Here is a 17998-nt window from a genome sequence, read left to right as displayed (position 1 = left end):
TGCCCGGCGCGCCCTCGGCGACAGACAGCGGAAGGCGAACCGCTGGTTCGGTTTTTCCGAACTCAGCCCGGCGGCAACAGGCCACGCTCGATGAGCGCGCGGTCCCAGGGCGCCGGATCGCCGATTTCCTCTTCGAGGAACTGGCCGAGGACGAGGATCTTCCGGGGCGTCCGTTGGGTCTTGCGGTAGACCACGGAAACCTGCCCGCCGTCCGGCGAGTAGCCAGGCAGGACCGGCAGCAGCTCGCCGGCCAGCAAGGCATCGGCGGCCAGGAAGCTCGGCAGGATCGCCAGGCCGAGCCCGGCGCGCGCACCTTCGAGCAACTGGTGCCCGGAGTCGGTGCGCATCCTCACCCGGATGCGGAACGAGGCCGGTTCGCCGTCCACCGGCAGACAGAGCATGCCGCCGGGCTCGCGGTTGTAGTAGACCAGCCCGTCGTGCGCCTGTAATTCCTCGGGATGCTGCGGCACGCCATGCCGCGCCAGGTAGTCGGGACTGGCGCAGAGCAGGTGGCGGTTGGCGGTGATCGGCCGCGCCACCAGGCAGGAGTCGTCCAGCCGGCCCATGCGCAGGGCCATGTCGAAGCGCGGTTCCTGGAGGTTGACGAAACGATCGTCGGCCTGCACGTCCACCCGCAATTGCGGATGGCGCTCGGCGAAGCGCGCCAGCAGCGGCGCCAGGTAGCGCGGAGTGAAGGCCAGCGGCGCGGAGAGGCGCAACTGGCCGCGCAGGTCGTCGTCGGCGTCGAGCACCGAGGCTTCCGCCTGCTCCAGCTCCTGTAGCAGGCGGCAGGCGTGTTCGTAGTAGGTGCGACCGGGGTCGGTGAGGCTCAGCGGCCGGGTGCGGTTCAGCAGCACCCGGCCCAGGCGCCTCTCCAGTTGCTGGATACGCTGGCTGACTTGCGACTTGGTGGTGCCCAGGCGGCGGGCGGCTTCGGAGAAGCTACGGGCGTCGACCACGCTGACGAAGGTGGTCATTTCGGCAAACTTGTTCATCGGTGTCCTTCTGCGATCCGCCCCCGCGGCCCTCGATCATACGCTTTCCGCCACCGCTATCCGCGCCTCGGCGACCCGGCGCAGGCGCTGCATGGACTCCTCCGACTCGCGTTCGATGCGACGGCGCAGCAGGAACAGGTTGGCCAGGCGCATCGACCAGCCATCGAAGCGGTATTCCAGGGTGCGCACGAAGCGGGTGCCGGCCGCGCTCGGCTGGCATTCGTAGCTCAGGCGCAGGTGCAGCCCCCGGTCGCCACGGGCGTTGGCGCGCCACAGGTGTCCCGGCTGGTACTCGACCACCGTCCAGGACAGGTGCCCGGCGCGGCCGCCGGCGTGGATGTCCTCCTCGAAGCGCGCGCCGGCCGGCAGCGGGCCCGAGGCGCCGTCGACCCGTAACGACGAGGGATGCCATTCCGGCCAGAGCCCCGGGCTGGCGGCGTAGGCGAGGGTCGCCTCGGGCCCGCGGGCGATCTCGATCTGGTGCTGCATGCGGGTCATGGCGCGCTCCTCGGCGGGTTCCGCTTCCCAGTGGAGGGTGCCGTAGCACCAGTCCATCAACGGGAAGACCAGGTTGAAGTTGTGCGTCTGCATCAGCTCGCGACGGTGATGCAGTTCGTGCAGGCGGCGCATGTGGCGGATCCACGGCAGGCGGCTGAGCGGATGCTCCGGCGGCAGGTGTTCGCAGGCGTGGAAGATCTCGTAGCTGAGGTAGCCCAGCAGCAGGGTCGCGGCGAACAGCGCGGCGAGGTTGTCGTTCAGCAGGCCGAGCAGGCTCCAGGCGAGCAGCGCGCCGAGGCTGAAGACCACCACCAGCCAGGCCGGGAACAGGATCACCCGCCAGTCGCGTGCCTGTTCGTAGCGCATCTGGCCGGCGACGAAGAAGCTGTGGTGGTCGCCGGTATGGCGCTTGTAGAACATCCGCCCCAGCGGGTGCTTGTGGTGGCCGAGGGACTTGTGGATGCGGTACTCGCCCCAGTTGAAGAACACCAGCGCGGCCGGCACCGTCAGCCATTCCAGCAGGCTCGGCTGCTCGAGCCGGGAGAGGAAGAAGACGATCCAGGCGCCGCCGTAGGCGAGGACGAAGCCGGCGTGCAGCCAGGGGTTGTAGCCGGGCCGGATGGCCGCGCGGTACTGCTGGCGAAAGGGTTGGGGATCGAAGGACATGGTCGGCATCTCGCGTGTGTTTGTTATTGGCTGGGCCGCGAACCGGGCCGATCCGCCGGGGCGGAAGGGCTTGCATTCGAGTGTAGCGATGCCAGTCTTATCAGGGTAATGGATAAATAGAATGAGGATTATTCATGAAGCTGAACTTGCAGCAGCTCGACCTCAACCTGCTTCTGGTCTTCGATGCCCTGATGCGCGAACGCAACCTGTCGCGCGCGGCGATCCGCCTGCATCGCAGCCAGCCGGCGGTGAGCAACGCCCTCGCCCGCCTGCGCGAACAGCTCGACCAGCCGCTGTTCCGGCGCACCGCCAAGGGCCTGGAACCCACCGCCGCCGCCCTCGCCCTGTACGTGCCGGTGCGCCAGGCCCTGCATCTGCTGCAGGCCGGCCTTGGCTCCCAGGAAACCTTCGATCCGCACACTGCGCGGACCTTTCGCCTGACGATGAACGACTATGCCCAGTTGCGCCTGCTGCCGGGCCTGGTGACCCGCTTGAAGACCCTGGCCCCGCAGGTGACGCTGGAGGTGCGGCCCGACGAAGGCGCCTCGATCCCGGCGCAGCTGGCCAGCGGCGAACTCGACCTGGCGATCGACTACCTGTACTTCGACGAGCCTGAGCTGGCCTACCGGCCGGTCGGCGAGGAACGCCTGGTGGTGATCGGCCGCCAGGGCCATCCGGCCTTCCGCGGCGGCCTCGACCGCGCCGCCTACGAGGCCGCGCAGCACGTCTCGATCCTGCCGCGGGTGGGGCGCGGCAGTCCGCTGGAGATCGTCCTCGGCTCGGCCAGGGTGCAGCGCCGGGTGCAATTGCTGGTGCCGCACTACCTGACCATCCCGGCCATCGTCGCCAGCACCGAGCTGCTCGGCACCGTGCCGCGCCGCCTGGCCGAGCGTTTCGCCGGCAGCCATGGTCTGCAACTGGCGGACGTCCCCTTCGAGATGGCCCCGGTGCAGGTCAACCTGATCTGGCATCGCCAGCAGGAAGCGACGCCCGGCCTGCAATGGCTGCGCGAGCAGATCGTGCAGATCGAACAGGGCTGAGTCGCAGGTTGCGCGCCAGGATCAGTCTTCCGTCACTTTCGATCATTGAGCGAGGCCTTTCCCGCGACCTATGGTGAGGCTGCGCCCCGCTGCCGGTCCCCGGCCGCCCCGGGGATACAGTCCAGCACCCGCCAGAGGAGCCACCGTATGACCAGCCTGCCGCTCGAAGCCAACGCCGCCGCCACCCTCGCCGAATGGCACGGGCTGATCGCCCGCCGCGACCTCTCCGGGTTGCCGCGCCTGCTGCACCCCGACGCCGTGTTCCGCTCGCCGATGGCGCACAAGCCGTATACCGGCGCACCGGTGGTCTCGATGATCCTGAATACCGTGCTCACGGTCTTCGAGGATTTCGCCTATCACCGCCAGTTGGCCAGCGCCGACGGCCGCAGCGTGGTGCTGGAGTTCAGCGCGCGGGTCGGCGAACGCGAACTGAAAGGCATCGACATGATCCGCTTCGACGACGACGGCCGGATCGTCGACTTCGAAGTGATGGTCCGCCCCATGAGCGGCCTCCAGGCCCTCGGCGAGGAAATGGGCCGGCGCCTGGCGCCCTATCTGGCCGCGAGCAAGGCCTGAGGCGGAGGAACCTGCCATGACCCGCATCACCGAAGTCGTGGTCGAGCGTCGCCAGCTCGCCACCGCCGCCTTGCGTACGCGCAACCTGCCCGCCCCGGAGGCGCTGGCGGAAGGCCAGGCGCTGCTGGCGGTCGGCGAGTTCGCCCTGACCGCCAACAACGTCACCTATGCCGCCCTCGGCGATGCCCTGCGCTACTGGGAGTTCTTCCCGGCCGGCGAGGGGCTGGGCATCGTCCCGGTCTGGGGCTTCGCCGAGGTGCTTGCCTCGCGCTGCCCGGGGGTCGAACCGGGCGAGCGCTTCTATGGCTACTATCCGATGGCCAGCCACCTGCTGGTCGCGCCGGCGCAGGTCCGCGGCAGCGGCTTCGTCGACGCCAGCGAGCACCGCCGGAACCTCCCGTCGGTCTACAACCAGTACCTGCGCTGCAGCAGCGACCCGCTCTACCGGGCCTCCGACGAGGCCCTGCAGATGCTCCTGCGGCCGCTGTTCACCACCTCGTTCCTGCTCGACGACTTCCTCGCCGAGCATGCCTTCTTCGGCGCCACCGACCTGCTGCTGAGCAGTGCCTCGAGCAAGACCGCCATCGGCCTGGCCTTCCTCCTCCAGCGCAATCGTGCGCAACGCGGCCAGGACTACCGCATCGTCGGCCTGACCTCCGCGGGCAACCGCGCCTTCGTCGAAGGCCTGGGCTGCTATGACGAGGTCCTGGCCTACGACCGCCTGGACGCACTGGACGCCAGCGGAGACGCGCTGAGCGTGGATTTCGCCGGCAACGGCGCCCTGCTCGGCCAGTTGCACCAGCGCCTGGGCGACCGCCTGCGCTACAGTTGCCTGGTCGGCGCCGCCCACTGGGACCAGCGCGGTGGCCTGCCGAAGGCGCTGCCGGGTCCGACGCCGAAGCTGTTCTTCGCCCCGGCGCAGGCGGAAAAACGCCTCAAGGACTGGGGCGGCGCGGCGTTCCAGGCGCGCCTGGCGGAAGTCTGGGGCGAGTTCTCGGCCTTCGTCGGCGGCTGGATCCAGGTCCGCCACGGTGTCGGCGGCAGCGAGGTGCTGGAGGTCTACCAGGACCTGCTGGCCGGGCGCTCGGCACCGCAACTGGGCTACATCCTTTCCCTCGACGGCGGCTGAGGCCGCCGTTCTATACTGCTGGACGGAGGTGGCGAACCCGTCGCGAACGACGAAGCGGGTTCCACCCATGGCGTCGGCGGCGCCCTTGCGCCGTCGCTTCGCGGGGGGATGGAGAGATACCGTCCATGAACCGAGCCAAGCTCTACCTCTGCTGCGTCGCACTACTGCTGGTGCCGGCCATCGCCGGTGCGGCGACTGCCGACTACGTCTACGGCATGCCGCTGGACGTGGCCAGGGTGCTGAGCGTCGACGAGGCGCCCAGCGATACCTGCCAGGTGGTGCGCGCCACCCTGGTGTACCTGGACTCCCACGGCGAGCGCCAGGTGTTGCACTACCTGAAGCAGGCGCGTGCGTGCAGCGACGAATGAAACGACGGAGGAAAGGACGAACGGTCAGGGTTGTCGTTTCATTTCACGAAATTTTCACCGCTGACATGGATACTGGAACCAGCTGAAGGACCAGCGCCCCATTGCATAGAGCCCACCATCGAGTGGGCTTTTTGCATTCCGGGCCGCGTATCGCCTGGCCTTGGGCTCAATCCCGCTCTTCCCTGCGCAGCAGTTCGCGCTTGCGCTCCACGCCCCAGCGGTAGCCGGAAATGTCGCCGTCGCGACGTACCACCCGGTGGCAGGGAATCGCCACCGCGATCCGGTTCGCCGCGCAGGCCTGCGCCACCGCGCGCACCGCTCGCGGCGCGCCGATCCGTTCGGCGACCTGCGCATAGCTCGCCGTGCTGCCCGGCGGTATTTCCCGCAGCGCCTGCCAGACCCGTTCCTGGAACGCCGTACCGCGCACGTCCAGCGGCAGGTCCAGCCCCAGTTGAGGCGACTCGACGAAGCCCACCACCTGCGCCACCAGCCGTTCGAAGTCGGCGTCGCCGCCGAGTAGCTGGGCGCGCGGGAACTGGTCCTGCAACTCGCGCAGCAATGGCTCCGGCTCCTCGCCGAGGAGGATCGCGCAGATGCCGCGCTGGCTCTGCGCCACCAGGATCGCGCCCAGCGAGCACTGGCCGATGGCGAAGCGGATCGCCGCGCCGGCGCCGCCATCGCGATAATCGCGCGGGCGCATGCCGAGGCGTTGCGACGAGGACTCGTAGAAACGGCTGTTGGAGTTGAAACCGGACTCGTAGATCGCCTCGGTCACCGAGGCGGATGCCTGGCCCAGGCGCTCGCGCAGGCGCCGGGCACGATAGGCCGAGGCGTAGGCCTTGGGCGTCAGGCCGGTTTCGGCCTTGAACAGGCGATGGAAGTGGAACGGACTCATGCCCAGTCGGGCGGCCAGCGCCTCCAGTGCCGGCGGCGTCTCCGCCGTCTCGATCATCCGGCAGGCCTGCGCCACCCGCTCGGCGCGCTGCTCCGCCGCCAGGCTGCGGTCGCCGGCGGCGCGCCGGCTGGGCCGATAGCCGGCGGCCTCGGCGGCCTCGGCAGTGGCGAAGAACTCGACGTTCTCGCGCCTGGGCCGACGCGCCGAGGAACTCGGACGGCAATAGACCCCGGTGGTCTTCACCGCATAGACGAACGCCCCGTCCGCCGCCGCGTCGCGCGCCAGCACGGCGGCCCAGCGCTGTTCGTCGGTGTGGTAGGCGTTGCAAGGATCGGGCTGCTGGCTCATGGCGTTTCCCCTGTGGGAGCGGATGATGCCCGCAGACTAATTCGCCGTTCAAGCGCAAGAACTCCGGTTCTTGCGCTTGAATTCGAGCGAGGCCGTGCGCCCGGCTTCGGCAGGCGCGGGAGGCCGCCGGCTTGCCTACCCATCGCCAGGCGCCATAATGGCCCGCTCGAACCGGCGGAAGGACTGGGAACATGGCGTTCAAACGGATAGCACTGGCCTACTGCGTGCAACTGGAGCGAGTGATCTCCATCGCCAGTGCCCGCCGCGAATACTTCTCCCAGGCCGAGCCGCGCAAACGCTTCGACTTCCTCTGCTCCAGCGAAGGGTGCCGGGCACAGGGGATCAAGGTATCGGCGAGCAACTACGACAAGCTGCCGCAGGACACCCGCAAGGCCGCGCACTTCAGCAAGTTCCCGCATTCCACCCACCTGCCGGACTGCGAGTGGTTCGTCGAGGACGACGAGGACGCTCTGCGCCCGGGCGAATCCGCCGAGGAGGCCGGCCAGCGGCGCATCCGCGACAAGCTGGACGCCTACGTCGAGGAATTCGATCCGGCCATCGCCGAGGAAGCCGCGCCGCCACCAGCGGACCCGGACGCCGAGGAACAGCCGCCGGCCTCCGCCGCAGTGCGCGCCGACGCTCCCGCCGCGCCTCGGCAGAGAACGCAACGGCGGCGGCGCACCCGCGATTTCGAACAGCTCGTCGACACCTTCCGCCAGGCCCGCGCCGAACTGCCGGCGGAAGAATTCAAGCAGTTGGACATCCACATCAGCGGCCTCGGCCGGATAGCGCTGCGCGCCTATTTCCAGCACATCGGCTATGCCACCCCGGGCAGCGCCGGCAAGGTGTTCTACGGCGGCGCCGACCTGCTGCCCAAGCGCTACGGCTCGCCGAACCGGCCGCAAGGCTTCCGCTTCAAGTTCCGCGACCGCATCGACGGCAAGCCGGTATTCCTCTACGTCGCCCCGGAAACCTTGCAGGCCTATCCGCATCGGCGCTACCTCGAAGACATCCTCGGCTGCGCCGAAACGGTGCGCTACTTCACCCTCTACGCCCTCGGCCGGCTCGTCGAGGCGCCGAGCGGCAAGAGCTACAGCCTGGAGCCGGACGCCCTGCGCCACCTGGCGATCATCCCCGGTCCGGCGAAGGACGACGCCTCTCAGAGTTCGTCGTAGAGTCGGTCGCTGACCAGCATGTGCCCCGGCGCGTGGCTGATGTACAGCTCCGGCTGGGCTTCGGCGAGTACCGCCTGGGGCGTGACCCCGCAGGCCCAGAACAGCGGGATCTCGTCCGCCGCGAGCGGCACCGGGTCGCCGTAGTCGGGCCGCGCCAGGTCGCGGATGCCGATCAGCGCCGGATCGCCCAGGTGCAGCGGTGCGCCATGGGTCATCGGGAAACGGCTGGTGATCTGGATCGCCCGGATCGCCTCGGCGGCCTTCAACGGCCGCATCGATACCACCGTGGGGCCGGCCAGGCGACCGCTCGGCCGGGTGGCGATGGCAGTGCGGTACATCGCCACGTTGCGGCCCAGCTCGAGGTGGCGCAGGCCGATGCCGGCGTCGAGCAACGCCTGTTCGAAGGAGAACGAGCAGCCGATGGCGAAGGCGACGAAATCCGCCTCCCAGAACGCGCCGATGTCGTTCACCTCGACGGGCTCCTGGCCGCGCCGATGCACCCTGTAGCGCGGCAGGTCGCTGCGCACGTCGATATCCGCGCCGAGCCGGGCGAAGTGCGGCGAGCCGGGTTCGCTGACGTCGAGCAGCGGGCAGGCCCGGGGGTTCAGGGCACAGAAGCGAAGGAACTCGTCGGCCCAGGATTTCTGCAGGATCACCAGGTTGGCCTGCAAGTGGCGCTGGCCGAGGCCGCTGGTATGGCCGGCGTAGTCGCCGCGGCGGATCAGTTGGCGCAGGACCGGCGGCGGCAGTTGCGCGAGTTCGTGGAAGGTCGGTTCGGGCATGGCGGCTCCGTGCGCTGGCGGACGTCGTTGTTGGCGGGTTTGTAGAAGCGGACGGCGGTCAGCGTCCAACGAAATTTTTCCGCCGGGGGCGATCGGAAAATCCGAATCAGCGCGAACGCAGCCGCCCCACTCCTTTCTTCAGCGGCGCCAGGAGCATGCACTCCGGGCCGACGTTGGCCGCGTAGTCGGCCAGCACCGTCTTGCTCAGCTCCACCACTTCGTCCACCAGTTCCAGGCCGGTGCCGCCGCGCCAGGACACCACCACCGGCAGGTTCGGCGGCGGCGGGCCGAGGCGCAGCAGGGTCAGTTCGCCGCGTTCCAGTTCCTGGCTGACCAGCGCCGGCGGCAAGGCGCCGACGCCGAAGCCATCGCGCAGCAGGCGGGTCATCGCCGCCACCGAGTTCACGCAGTTCAGGCGCGGTGCCGCGACGCCGTTGGCGTGCAGCAGGCCGAGCACGTCCTGGTGCGGCCGCGAGTGCTTGGAGAAGGTCACCACCCGCTCCCGCGCCAGGTCCGCCAGCGAGGCGTAGTCGCGGTGGTAGATCGAGCCGGTGGAGACGATCCAGCGCAGCGGGTAGCTGCCCAGTTCCAGGTTGAGCACCGACTCGTGGCGCAGCGAGTCGGTCTGGAAGATCAGGTCCAGGTAGCCCTTCTGCAACTGCTCGGAGAGGTTGCGCGCGGTGTCCGCCATCAGCTCGATCTCCACCGCCGGGAAGGTTTCCGTGACCCTGGCCACCAACGGGCTCAGCCAGGTGTGGATGACCGTGTCCATGGCGCCGATGCGAATCCGTCCCTGGGTGCTGGCGCCGGTGTCGAGCGACTGCTTCAGCGCGTGCATGGTGTCCATCATGCGCTCGGCGTAGGCCAGTACCTTGTCGCCTTCCGGGGTCAGGGTCACGCCGCGAGAGTCGCGGACGAACAGTTTCACGCCGAGTTCGTCCTCCAGCACGGCGATCCGGCTGGAAATGGAAGCCTGGGTGCTGAACAGCTTCTCCGCGGTGAGGCGGAAGCTCTTCAGGCGCGCGACCCAGACGAAGGTCTCGAGGAATTTCAGGTTCATGTGGCGGGCACCGACGGGCAAGGGACACAAGGTGGCAGGAGCGAGCAGCTTCCATGCCAGCGCCCGCCTTCCGGCGGCACATGATCGACGCATGACGGCCTGCTCCGCCATCGAAATTTCTTATCCCCGGCGGCCGCATAAATTAGTTGGACGCTCGCTGGCCAGCCTCGAAGAATGCGACCACCGGGTGCGACGGCGCCCACCGAATCCTCATAACACCAATAACGACGATCGGTGCCCCCATGGAAAAACACATGACCCTCGACGCCGGCCCGGACGCTTCCCGGGACGGTCATTTCGGCTGGTATCGCGCCCTCGACAAGCAGGAACGCCGGGCCTTCTGGAGCTGCAAGATCGGCTACGGCCTGGACGGCATGGACACCCAGATGCTGAGCTTCGTGATCCCCACCCTGATCGCCCTGTGGGGGATCAGCACCGGCGAAGCCGGCTTCATCCACACCATGACCCTGCTCGCCTCCGCCGCCGGCGGCTGGATCGCCGGGATCCTCTCCGACCGCATCGGCCGGGTGCTGACCCTGCAACTGACGGTGCTCTGGTTCGCCTTCTTCACCTTCCTCTGCGGCCTCGCGCAGAACTACGAGCAGTTGCTGGTCGCGCGGACCCTGATGGGCTTCGGCTTCGGTGGCGAATGGACCGCCGGCGCGGTACTCATCGGCGAAGTGATCAAGGCCCGCGACCGCGGCAAGGCGGTCGGCCTGGTGCAGTCCGGCTGGGCCATCGGCTGGGGCCTCACCGCCATCCTCTACTCGCTGATGTTCAGCCTGCTGCCGCCGGAGGAGGCCTGGCGCGCGCTGTTCATGCTCGGCCTGTTGCCGGCACTGTTCGTCCTGGTGGTGCGTCGGCTGGTCAAGGAACCGGCGATCTACCGCGAGGCCAGGCAGCGCAACCAGGGCGCCGACAAGGTCAGCTTCTACGAGATCTTCGCCCCCGGGATGCTCAGCATCACCCTGCGCGCCTCGCTGCTGACCACCGGCGCCCTCGGCGGCTACTACGCCATCACCGCCTGGCTGCCGACCTTCCTCAAGACCGAGCGCGGGCTGACCGTGCTCGGCACCAGCGGCTACCTGGCGATGGTGATCCTCGGCTCCTACGTCGGCTACGTGGTCAGTGCCTTCCTCACCGACCTGATCGGGCGCAAGAAGAACTTCGTCCTGTTCGCCGTCGGCTCCTTCACCGTGGTCCTGCTCTACACCCAGTTGCCGGTAAGCAACGGCGCCATGCTCTGGCTCGGCTTCCCGCTCGGCTTCTTCGCCTCGGGCATCTTCAGCGGCATGGGCTCGTTCCTCACCGAACTGTTCCCGACCCGCATCCGCGGCTCCGGCCAGGGCTTCTGCTACAACGCCGGGCGCGCCATCGCCGCGCTGTTCCCGATGCTGATCGGCATGCTCGGCCAGAAGCTCTCGCTGGGCCTGGGGATCGGCGCCTTCGCCGCGGTCTCCTACGGCGTGGTGATCCTCGCCGCCCTCAGCCTGCCGGAAACCCGCGGCAAACAACTGGAACTCTGAGCCGTCGACCGAGGAAACCCCAGCATGCATCCCACTCCCCGCCTGGCTGCCGCGCTGCTCGCCGGCAGCGGGCTGGGCTGGCCGCTGCTCGCCCAGGCCGACCTGGTCGAGGACAGCCACGCCAGCCTCGAACTGCGCAACTTCTACTTCAACCGCGACTTCCGCCAGAGCGGCGCGCGCGACAACGCCGACGAATGGGCGCAGGGCTTCCTCCTGCGCCTGGAGTCCGGCTTCAGCGAAGGCACCGTCGGCTTCGGCGTCGACGCCATCGGCCTGCTCGGCCTCAAGCTCGACTCCGGCGGCGGCAGCGGCGGAACCGGGCTGCTGCCGGCCGACGGCTCCGCCGGGGGTTCCCAGGACGACTACGCCAAGCTCGGCCTGACCGCCAAGGCGCGGGTCTCCAACAGCCTGCTCAAGGTCGGCGCGCTGCACTTCAAGAGCCCGCTGGTCTCGGCCAACGACACCCGCCTGCTGCCGGAACTGTTCCGCGGCGCGCTGCTCGACGTGCAGGAGATCGACGGCCTGACCCTGCGCGGCGCGCACCTGGACCGCAACAAGCTGAACAGCTCCAGCGACTACCAGGTGTTCAGCGCCAACCGCATCGGCGGGCGCAGCGATGCCTTCGACTTCGCCGGCGGCGACTATCGCCTGACCCCGGCGCTGACCGCCAGCCTGCACCAGGGTCGGCTCAAGGACATCTACCGACAGACCTTCGCCGGCCTGGTACACACCCTCGACCTCGGCGGACAGCGCTCGCTCAAGAGCGACCTGCGCTTCGCCCGGGCCAGCGAGGACGGCGGCTTCCGCGAACTGGACAACCGCGCCTTCGGCGCCCTCTTCAGCCTGCGCCTGGGCGCCCACGCGGTGGCCGCCGGCTACCAGCGGATCAGCGGCGACGATCCCTATCCCTACATCGCCGGCAGCGACCCGTACCTGGTCAACTTCATCCAGATCGGCGACTTCGGCAACGTCGACGAGCGCTCCTGGCAACTGCGCTACGACTACGATTTCGGCGCGCTCGGCCTGCCCGGCCTGAGCTTCATGAGCCGCTACGTCTCCGGCGACAACGTCGCCCGCGGCGCGGCCAACGACGGCAAGGAATGGGAACGCAACACCGACCTCGGCTACGTGGTGCAGAGCGGGCCGCTGAAGAACCTCGGAGTGAAATGGCGCAACGCCACGGTGCGTTCGAATTTCGCCAACGACCTCGACGAAAACCGCCTGATCCTCAGCTACAGCCTGGCGCTGTGGTGAGGTCCGGCGAGCAATGACCTGAAGGAACCAGCATGAACAGCCTGTTGTTGAACTGCGATATCGGCGAGAGCTTCGGTGCCTGGCGCATGGGCCTGGACGCCGAGGTGATGCCGCTGATCGATTGCGCCAACATCGCCTGCGGCTTCCACGCCGGCGATCCCGGCACCATGCGCCGCACCGTGGCCCTGGCGGTGGAGCATGGCGTGCGCATCGGCGCGCACCCCGGCTACCCCGACCTGGTCGGCTTCGGCCGGCGCTCGCTGGCCTGCTCGGCGCAGGAAGTGGAAGACCTGCTGCTCTACCAGATCGGCGCCCTCGACGGACTCTGCCGCGCCCAGGGCACGCGGGTACGCTACGTCAAGCCGCACGGCGCGCTGTACCAGGACATGATGCGCGACCCGGCGATCCTCGCCGCCGTGCTGCGCGCACTGGCGGCCTACGACCGCGCCCTGCCGCTGATGCTGATGAGCACCCGCGACAACACCGCGGCGCGCGCGCTGGGCGCGGCCCACGGCATCGAGCTGTGGTTCGAGGCGTTCGCCGACCGCGCGTACGACGGCGCCGGCTACCTGGTCTCGCGCAGCCAGCCCGGCGCGGTACACCACGACGCCGAGACGGTGCTCGCCCAGGCCCTCCTGCTGGCCCGTGGCGCGCCGCTGCGAGCCAGCGACGGCAGCGCCCTGGCGCTGGAGGCGCAGACCCTCTGCGTACACGGTGACAACCCCGCCTCGCTGGCCGCGGTGCGGCGCATCCGCGACGCCCTGGAGGCGGCATGAGCCAACCGCAACCGCGCATCGAGGTGGCCGCCATCGACAGCTTCGTCCTGCGCCTGTTCGAGCGCATCGACGAAGCCAACATGCCCTGGCTGCTGGCGGCGGAGGAAAACCTGCGGGCGGCGTTCGGCGCCGCCCTGCTCGACCTGGTGCCGTCCTACACCACCCTGCTCCTGCAATACGACCTGCTCCAGCTCGACCCCGGCGAGGCCCGCGCGCGGATCGCCGCGGCGCTGTCCGACTTGCGCCCGAAACGCCAGGACGGCGGCCGCCTGCACGTCCTGCCGACCTGGTACGACCCGCGGGTCGGCCCCGACCTGGAACCCCTGGCGCGGCGCAAGCAGCTCGGCGTCGCCGAACTGATCCGCCGCCACAGCCAGCGCGAGTACCGGGTCTTCGCCCTCGGTTTCAGCCCCGGCTTCGCCTTCATGGGGCTGGTCGAGGAAGCCCTGGCGGCACCCCGCCTGGCGACTCCCCGGCAACGCATCGCCGCCGGCAGCGTCGGCATCGCCGAGCGCCAGACGGCGGTCTATCCGCAGGCCTCGCCAGGCGGCTGGAACCTGCTCGGGCGCTGCCCGGTGCGCCTGTTCGACCTCGCCCTGGACGGCTACAGCCTGCTGCGCGCCGGCGACCGGGTGCGCTTCGAACCCATCGGACACGCCGAATTCGTCCGCCTCGGCGGCGACGACACGCCCCTGGAGGTCCAGGCATGAACGACTCCATCCACGGCGGACTGCGGGTGTGCCAGAGCACCCCGCTGGTCCAGTTGCAGGATCGCGGCCGCTTCGGCTGCCGCCATCTCGGCGTGACCCAGGGCGGCGCCCTCGACTGGCTGTCCATGGGCTGGGCCAACTGGCTGCTGGGCAATCCCCTGGACGCCGCGGTGATCGAGATCGCCCTCGGCGGTTTCGTCGCCGAATGCCACGCCGACGGCTGGCTGGCCCTGGCCGGCGGCGATCTCGGCGCGACCCTCGATGGCCAGCCGCTGCCGGCCTGGGGCGCGTTCGCCGTGCGCGACGGCCAGCGCCTGGCCTTCGCCCACCCGCGCCAGGGCGCCCGCGCCTACCTGGCGGCGCCCGGCGGCTTCGCCGGCGAGCGCCAGTTGGGCAGCCTGGCCACGGTGGCCCGCGAAGGCCTGGGCGGCCCCCGCGCCGACGGCAAGGCCCTGGCCGCAGGCGACAGCCTCGGCTGGCTGGCCGATGGCGCGCGACCGCGCGCGCTGCCCCTGCCCAGCGAACGGATCATGGACTGCACCGGCGAAGCGCGCCTGGAGCTGATCCTCGGCGCGCAGATCGGCGACTTCCCGGCCATGAGCCTGTTCGATGCGTTCAACGGCGACTGGCAGGTGGATACCCGCGCCGACCGCATGGGCGTACGTCTGCTCGGCCCGCGCCTGGAATGCCGGCAGCAATCGATGATCTCCGAAGGCATCGCCCTGGGCGCGGTGCAGGTGCCGCCGGACGGCCAGCCGATCGTCCTGCTCAACGACCGCCAGACCATCGGCGGCTATCCCCGTCTCGGCGCCCTCGCCCCGCTGGCGCTGGCGCGCCTGGCGCAATGCCTGCCAGGCCAGCGGGTACGGCTGCTGCCGACGGTGCAGGAGGCGGCGCACCGCGAGCATCGACGCCTGCTGGCGGCCTGGGACGCATAGGCGGTTTTTTTGAACGGCGCGGTATGGCGAGCGTCCACCGCACACTCGTCCCGTCCGGAGGTTCGCCATGCCCAGTCGCCTGTCACTGATCGCCGCCCTGCTGTTGCCCCTGGCCGTCCAGGCCGAACCCGCTGATACCCGCGCCCTGCTCGCCGACAGCCTGGCCGACAGCCAGGCCCAGGTGGAGGCAGCCGAGCAAGCCATGCGCCGTTCCGAAAACAAGGCGGTGCAGCTCTATGCCAAGCGCGTACTCACCGAACAGCAGGAGTTCGACCATCAGTTGCGCGCCCTGGCCGGGGAAAAGGCCTTGGCGCTGCCCTCGCCGCGCCAGACCGAACGGCAGGCCGCCGCTCCCGGCGGCTTCGACGAGCGCGGTTTCCTCGACGCGCAGATTCGCCAGCAGGACCGTCTGGTCGCACGCTTCGAGGGAATCGCCCGAAACTCCGCCGATCCCGACCTGCGCCGCTTCGCCGACGAATGGCTGGCGCGCTTCTACCACCACCGCGAACTGGCCGACCAGTTGCGTAGCGGCCGCGCCGACTGAGCGCCGCGACCGCCTTGCTCAGTGCCGCGCGAGGACCTGCCGGGCGCTCTGGCGAATCACCCCCCAGCGCTTGGGATCGTCCTGCAGCATGGCGCCAAGCAGGTGCTTGGCCTGCTCGAAACTGATGTGCGGCGGCAGCGGCGGCACGTTCGGGTCGGTGACCACCTCCAGCAACACCGGGCGGTCGGCGGCGAAGGCCTCGGCCCAGGCGGCGTCGATATCCTCCGGGCGATCCACGCGGATGCCCTTGAAGCCGAGCATGTCCGCATAACGCGCGTAGGGGAAATCGATCACTTCCTGCGCCGGGCTGAACTCCGGGTCGCCGGCCAGGGCACGCTGCTCCCAGGTCACCTGGTTGAGATCGCCGTTGTTCAGCACCAGCACGATGAAGGTCGGCGAGTCCCAGCGCTGCCAGTACTGCTGCACGGTGACCAGTTCGGCGTTGCCGTTCATCTGCATGGCGCCGTCGCCGACCATCGCCACCACCGGCCGCTGCGGATAGGCGAGCTTGGCGGCGATGGCGTAGGGCACGCCGCTGCCCATGGTCGCCAGCTTGCCCGACAGCGAGCCGAGCATGCCCGGGCGCATGCGGATGTCGCGGGCGTACCAGTTGGTATGCGAGCCGCTGTCGCCGCAGAGAATCGCATCGTCCGGCAGTTGCTCCGACAAGGAACGGAATACCCGCTGCGGGTTGATCGGGTCGGCTGGCTCTTCGGCCTGGCGCCGGGCTTCCTCGCGACTGGCCGTCACCGCCCGCTCGACCCGGCGGCGCCAGGCGCCGTGCTTTTTCTGCTCGAGCAGCGGCAGCAGGCGCTCCAGGGTTTCCCCTGCATCGCCGAGCAAGGCCTGATCGATCGGATAGCGGATACCGATGTTGCGCGGATACAGGTCGATCTGCACCGCCCGCGCCTGGCCGGCCTTGGGTAGGAACTCGCTGTAGGGGAAAGTGCTGCCGACGATCAGCAGGGTGTCGCAATGCTCCATCAGCATGCTGCTGGCGCGGGTGCCGAGCAGACCGATGGAGCCGGTCACGTACGGCAGGTCGTCGGAAACCGCCGCCTTGCCCAGGAGCGCCTTGGCCACTCCGGCGGCCAGGCGCTCGGCGACCGCTTCCAGTTGCCGGTGCGCGCCCAGGGCCCCGGCACCGGCGAGGATCGCCACGCGCCGGCCGCGATTGAGGATCGCCGCGGCGGCTTCCAGGTCGGCGTCGCGCGCGTAGGGTCGCGGCTGGACGAAGCCCACCGCCGACATCACGTGGCCGTGCTCGTGGGGCTGGCGCTTCGGGGCCGCCATCTGTTGCACGTCGTTGGGCACGATCACCGTCGCCACCTGCCGCTCGCCGACCGCCACGCGCAGGGCTCGGTCCAGCACATGGAGCAGTTGTGCCGGGCTGACCACGGTCTCGACATAGGCGGAAACGTCCTTGAACAAGCTCTGCAGATCGACTTCCTGCTGGTAGTCGCTGCCCAACGCGGTAGCCGCCTGCTGGCCGACGATGGCCAGCACCGGCTGATGATCCATGCGCGCGTCGTAGAGCCCGTTCAGCAGGTGGATCGCGCCCGGCCCCGAGGTGGCGAGGCACACCCCGACCTCTCCGGTGAACTTGGCGTGGGCGCCGGCCATGAAGGCCGCCATCTCCTCGTGGCGCACGCGGATATAGTCGAATGCCTCGGCGCGCCGGCCCATGGCGCCCATGATCCCGTTGATGCCATCGCCGGGGTAGCCGAAGACGCGCTTCACCCCCCACTGGCTCAAGCGTTCGAGCAATTGATCGGCAACCGTGCTGGACATTCTCGCCTCCTGGTCGTGTCTGGGGTCGTACCAGTGAGGACTGGCGCCGCAGGCGAGGGTTCAAGGCAATCGAGCGGCGGTGCCGACGGCGAAATCGACTGAACTGTCGGCGCGGGCGACCGGCCCAAGGGACAGGGCCCGCATGGGCGCAATCGCCAGGAGGTGCCGCCATGACCCGCGCCATCAACGATCCCGGAAACGAAGACCCCGGTTCCCTGCTGGAAACCGACGCCGACGCCCTGCTCGGCGGTGCCGCCGCCCAGGCGCCGGAAGAGCGCTGCCGGCTCGCAGCCCAGGCCTGCATCCGCGCGTGCGAGCGCTACCTGGCGCTCTGCATCGAGTCCAGCAGGGAACAACGCCAGCACGCCGGCGACTGCGCCGACCTCTGCCGCCTCGCTGCCCTGCTGCTGGAGCGCCGCAGCCCATGGGCGCCGGCCGCCTGCGAGCTGGCGGCGCGCTATGCCCTGGCATGCGCGGAGCGTTGCGATGGCGACGAGCCGCTGGAGCGCGAATGTGCGGGTGCCTGCCGGCGCTTCGTCGAGGCCTGCCGGCCATTGTTGCCGGCCTGAGGCTGGCCATTTCTGCCGTCGTGGTCTTGAGTCTGAATGTGCTGGGCAAGCTGATTTCCTTGCCTGCCCCGGCTTCTCGTTTCGCCTTCCCAGGCGAGCCCCTTTTGCAAGCGTCTGTACGGACCGGAGACATAGCGGACAGGTGTGCGGAGTTGCCGGAGAAAGACCACGACGCCATGAGCCTGAGAGATGAGTTCATTTCGAAGTCCTGATCCGTAGGGCGAATAACGCCACGGGCGTTATCCGCCGATGTCGCGGATAAGCGGCGGATAACCGCGAGCGGTTATTCGCCCTACGGAGCTGGAGCGGCAGTCGGCGTTTCCGGGGCCTGTAGGGCGAATACCGCCACAGGCGGTAT

18 protein-coding genes are annotated in these 17998 nt (G+C 69.3%); 12 read left to right on the top strand and 6 right to left on the bottom strand.

Annotated elements, in window-relative coordinates:
* Window positions 1–62 precede the first annotated feature (62 nt).
* Window positions 63–995, bottom strand: a complete 933-nt coding sequence (locus tag HMPREF2581_RS17730) for a LysR family transcriptional regulator (RefSeq protein WP_003088848.1) — start codon at window positions 993–995, stop codon at window positions 63–65.
* A gap of 36 nt (window positions 996–1031) precedes the next feature.
* A complete protein-coding gene (locus HMPREF2581_RS17725; protein WP_003139587.1) occupies window positions 1032–2168 on the bottom strand; it encodes an SRPBCC family protein in 1137 nt (378 codons plus the stop codon).
* A 125-nt stretch (window positions 2169–2293) separates the two neighbouring features.
* On the opposite strand from HMPREF2581_RS17725, the gene HMPREF2581_RS17720 reads away from it, so the two are divergent.
* The 4 genes from HMPREF2581_RS17720 (at window position 2294) to HMPREF2581_RS17705 (ending at window position 5272) form a co-directional block, all read left to right on the top strand.
* Complete coding sequence (locus tag HMPREF2581_RS17720) at window positions 2294–3199, top strand: LysR family transcriptional regulator BsrA (RefSeq protein ID WP_003122789.1); 906 nt, start codon at window positions 2294–2296, stop codon at window positions 3197–3199.
* A 147-nt stretch (window positions 3200–3346) separates the two neighbouring features.
* Window positions 3347–3775 carry a nuclear transport factor 2 family protein gene (locus HMPREF2581_RS17715; RefSeq protein ID WP_003109877.1) on the top strand — a complete coding sequence of 143 codons (429 nt, stop codon included), beginning with the start codon at window positions 3347–3349 and terminating at the stop codon, window positions 3773–3775.
* A gap of 16 nt (window positions 3776–3791) precedes the next feature.
* Complete coding sequence (locus tag HMPREF2581_RS17710; RefSeq protein ID WP_003109878.1) at window positions 3792–4904, top strand: DUF2855 family protein; 1113 nt, start codon at window positions 3792–3794, stop codon at window positions 4902–4904.
* A 125-nt stretch (window positions 4905–5029) separates the two neighbouring features.
* A complete protein-coding gene (locus tag HMPREF2581_RS17705; protein WP_003088835.1) occupies window positions 5030–5272 on the top strand; it encodes a DUF2790 domain-containing protein in 243 nt (80 codons plus the stop codon).
* A gap of 166 nt (window positions 5273–5438) precedes the next feature.
* Here the strand turns inward: HMPREF2581_RS17705 and ada are convergent, their stop codons facing one another.
* The gene (gene ada, locus HMPREF2581_RS17700) at window positions 5439–6515 is read right to left on the bottom strand and encodes a bifunctional DNA-binding transcriptional regulator/O6-methylguanine-DNA methyltransferase Ada (protein ID WP_003139588.1); all 1077 of its coding nucleotides are present in this window, start codon (window positions 6513–6515) and stop codon (window positions 5439–5441) included.
* A gap of 191 nt (window positions 6516–6706) precedes the next feature.
* Between ada and HMPREF2581_RS17695 the strand changes: the two genes are divergently transcribed.
* Window positions 6707–7690 (top strand): hypothetical protein, encoded by a 984-nt coding sequence (locus HMPREF2581_RS17695; RefSeq protein WP_003139589.1) that lies wholly within the window; start codon window positions 6707–6709, stop codon window positions 7688–7690.
* On the opposite strand, the gene HMPREF2581_RS17690 is transcribed toward HMPREF2581_RS17695, so the two are convergent.
* Both HMPREF2581_RS17690 and HMPREF2581_RS17685 read right to left on the bottom strand, forming a co-directional pair.
* Window positions 7675–8472 carry a putative hydro-lyase gene (locus tag HMPREF2581_RS17690; protein ID WP_003132222.1) on the bottom strand — a complete coding sequence of 266 codons (798 nt, stop codon included), beginning with the start codon at window positions 8470–8472 and terminating at the stop codon, window positions 7675–7677. The genes HMPREF2581_RS17695 and HMPREF2581_RS17690 overlap by 16 nt on opposite strands.
* Before the next feature lie 106 nt (window positions 8473–8578).
* Window positions 8579–9532: a LysR family transcriptional regulator gene (locus tag HMPREF2581_RS17685; protein WP_003088829.1), complete on the bottom strand. Its 954-nt coding sequence runs from the start codon at window positions 9530–9532 to the stop codon at window positions 8579–8581.
* Window positions 9533–9786: 254 nt separating this feature from the next.
* Here HMPREF2581_RS17685 and HMPREF2581_RS17680 point away from each other — a divergent pair, with 254 nt between their 5' ends.
* The 6 genes from HMPREF2581_RS17680 (at window position 9787) to HMPREF2581_RS17655 (ending at window position 15280) form a co-directional block, all read left to right on the top strand.
* Window positions 9787–11058 (top strand): MFS transporter, encoded by a 1272-nt coding sequence (locus HMPREF2581_RS17680; protein ID WP_003088828.1) that lies wholly within the window; start codon window positions 9787–9789, stop codon window positions 11056–11058.
* Between the two features lie 24 nt (window positions 11059–11082).
* Window positions 11083–12312, top strand: coding sequence for an OprD family porin (locus HMPREF2581_RS17675; RefSeq protein ID WP_003139590.1), 1230 nt, complete (start codon window positions 11083–11085; stop codon window positions 12310–12312).
* Window positions 12313–12344: 32 nt separating this feature from the next.
* Window positions 12345–13088 carry a 5-oxoprolinase subunit PxpA gene (locus HMPREF2581_RS17670; protein WP_003139591.1) on the top strand — a complete coding sequence of 248 codons (744 nt, stop codon included), beginning with the start codon at window positions 12345–12347 and terminating at the stop codon, window positions 13086–13088.
* Window positions 13085–13798, top strand: a complete 714-nt coding sequence (locus tag HMPREF2581_RS17665) for a 5-oxoprolinase subunit B family protein (RefSeq protein ID WP_003139592.1) — start codon at window positions 13085–13087, stop codon at window positions 13796–13798. Before HMPREF2581_RS17670 ends, HMPREF2581_RS17665 begins: the two co-directional genes overlap by 4 nt.
* The gene (locus tag HMPREF2581_RS17660; RefSeq protein WP_011666680.1) at window positions 13795–14736 is read left to right on the top strand and encodes a 5-oxoprolinase subunit C family protein; all 942 of its coding nucleotides are present in this window, start codon (window positions 13795–13797) and stop codon (window positions 14734–14736) included. The genes HMPREF2581_RS17665 and HMPREF2581_RS17660 overlap by 4 nt, the downstream gene beginning before the upstream one ends.
* A gap of 67 nt (window positions 14737–14803) precedes the next feature.
* The gene (locus HMPREF2581_RS17655; protein ID WP_003121670.1) at window positions 14804–15280 is read left to right on the top strand and encodes a DUF4142 domain-containing protein; all 477 of its coding nucleotides are present in this window, start codon (window positions 14804–14806) and stop codon (window positions 15278–15280) included.
* Window positions 15281–15298: 18 nt separating this feature from the next.
* Here HMPREF2581_RS17655 and HMPREF2581_RS17650 read toward each other — a convergent pair whose 3' ends face one another.
* Window positions 15299–17071, bottom strand: coding sequence for a thiamine pyrophosphate-requiring protein (locus HMPREF2581_RS17650; RefSeq protein ID WP_003088823.1), 1773 nt, complete (start codon window positions 17069–17071; stop codon window positions 15299–15301).
* 170 nt (window positions 17072–17241) lie between these two features.
* Here HMPREF2581_RS17650 and HMPREF2581_RS17645 point away from each other — a divergent pair, with 170 nt between their 5' ends.
* Window positions 17242–17640, top strand: a complete 399-nt coding sequence (locus HMPREF2581_RS17645) for a four-helix bundle copper-binding protein (protein ID WP_003088822.1) — start codon at window positions 17242–17244, stop codon at window positions 17638–17640.
* Window positions 17641–17998 lie beyond the last annotated feature (358 nt).

Origin of the sequence: Pseudomonas sp. HMSC057H01 (assembly GCF_001836405.1) — a bacterium.
GTDB classification, from domain to species: Bacteria; Pseudomonadota; Gammaproteobacteria; order Pseudomonadales; family Pseudomonadaceae; genus Pseudomonas; species Pseudomonas aeruginosa.
Note: the sequence above shows the minus strand (reverse complement) of the source record. Positions and strands in the feature narration are given on the sequence as shown.

Excerpts from the sequence above, each read along its gene's own strand:
- HMPREF2581_RS17730 (WP_003088848.1), bottom strand. The coding sequence starts at position 995 with ATGAACAAGTTTGCCGAAATGACCACCTTCGTCAGCGTGGTCGACGCC.
- HMPREF2581_RS17725 (WP_003139587.1), bottom strand. The coding sequence starts at position 2,168 with ATGCCGACCATGTCCTTCGATCCCCAACCCTTTCGCCAGCAGTACCGC.
- HMPREF2581_RS17720 (WP_003122789.1), top strand. The coding sequence starts at position 2,294 with ATGAAGCTGAACTTGCAGCAGCTCGACCTCAACCTGCTTCTGGTCTTC.
- HMPREF2581_RS17715 (WP_003109877.1), top strand. The coding sequence starts at position 3,347 with ATGACCAGCCTGCCGCTCGAAGCCAACGCCGCCGCCACCCTCGCCGAA.
- HMPREF2581_RS17710 (WP_003109878.1), top strand. The coding sequence starts at position 3,792 with ATGACCCGCATCACCGAAGTCGTGGTCGAGCGTCGCCAGCTCGCCACC.
- HMPREF2581_RS17705 (WP_003088835.1), top strand. The coding sequence starts at position 5,030 with ATGAACCGAGCCAAGCTCTACCTCTGCTGCGTCGCACTACTGCTGGTG.
- ada (WP_003139588.1), bottom strand. The coding sequence starts at position 6,515 with ATGAGCCAGCAGCCCGATCCTTGCAACGCCTACCACACCGACGAACAG.
- HMPREF2581_RS17695 (WP_003139589.1), top strand. The coding sequence starts at position 6,707 with ATGGCGTTCAAACGGATAGCACTGGCCTACTGCGTGCAACTGGAGCGA.
- HMPREF2581_RS17690 (WP_003132222.1), bottom strand. The coding sequence starts at position 8,472 with ATGCCCGAACCGACCTTCCACGAACTCGCGCAACTGCCGCCGCCGGTC.
- HMPREF2581_RS17685 (WP_003088829.1), bottom strand. The coding sequence starts at position 9,532 with ATGAACCTGAAATTCCTCGAGACCTTCGTCTGGGTCGCGCGCCTGAAG.
- HMPREF2581_RS17680 (WP_003088828.1), top strand. The coding sequence starts at position 9,787 with ATGACCCTCGACGCCGGCCCGGACGCTTCCCGGGACGGTCATTTCGGC.
- HMPREF2581_RS17675 (WP_003139590.1), top strand. The coding sequence starts at position 11,083 with ATGCATCCCACTCCCCGCCTGGCTGCCGCGCTGCTCGCCGGCAGCGGG.
- HMPREF2581_RS17670 (WP_003139591.1), top strand. The coding sequence starts at position 12,345 with ATGAACAGCCTGTTGTTGAACTGCGATATCGGCGAGAGCTTCGGTGCC.
- HMPREF2581_RS17665 (WP_003139592.1), top strand. The coding sequence starts at position 13,085 with ATGAGCCAACCGCAACCGCGCATCGAGGTGGCCGCCATCGACAGCTTC.
- HMPREF2581_RS17660 (WP_011666680.1), top strand. The coding sequence starts at position 13,795 with ATGAACGACTCCATCCACGGCGGACTGCGGGTGTGCCAGAGCACCCCG.
- HMPREF2581_RS17655 (WP_003121670.1), top strand. The coding sequence starts at position 14,804 with ATGCCCAGTCGCCTGTCACTGATCGCCGCCCTGCTGTTGCCCCTGGCC.
- HMPREF2581_RS17650 (WP_003088823.1), bottom strand. The coding sequence starts at position 17,071 with ATGTCCAGCACGGTTGCCGATCAATTGCTCGAACGCTTGAGCCAGTGG.
- HMPREF2581_RS17645 (WP_003088822.1), top strand. The coding sequence starts at position 17,242 with ATGACCCGCGCCATCAACGATCCCGGAAACGAAGACCCCGGTTCCCTG.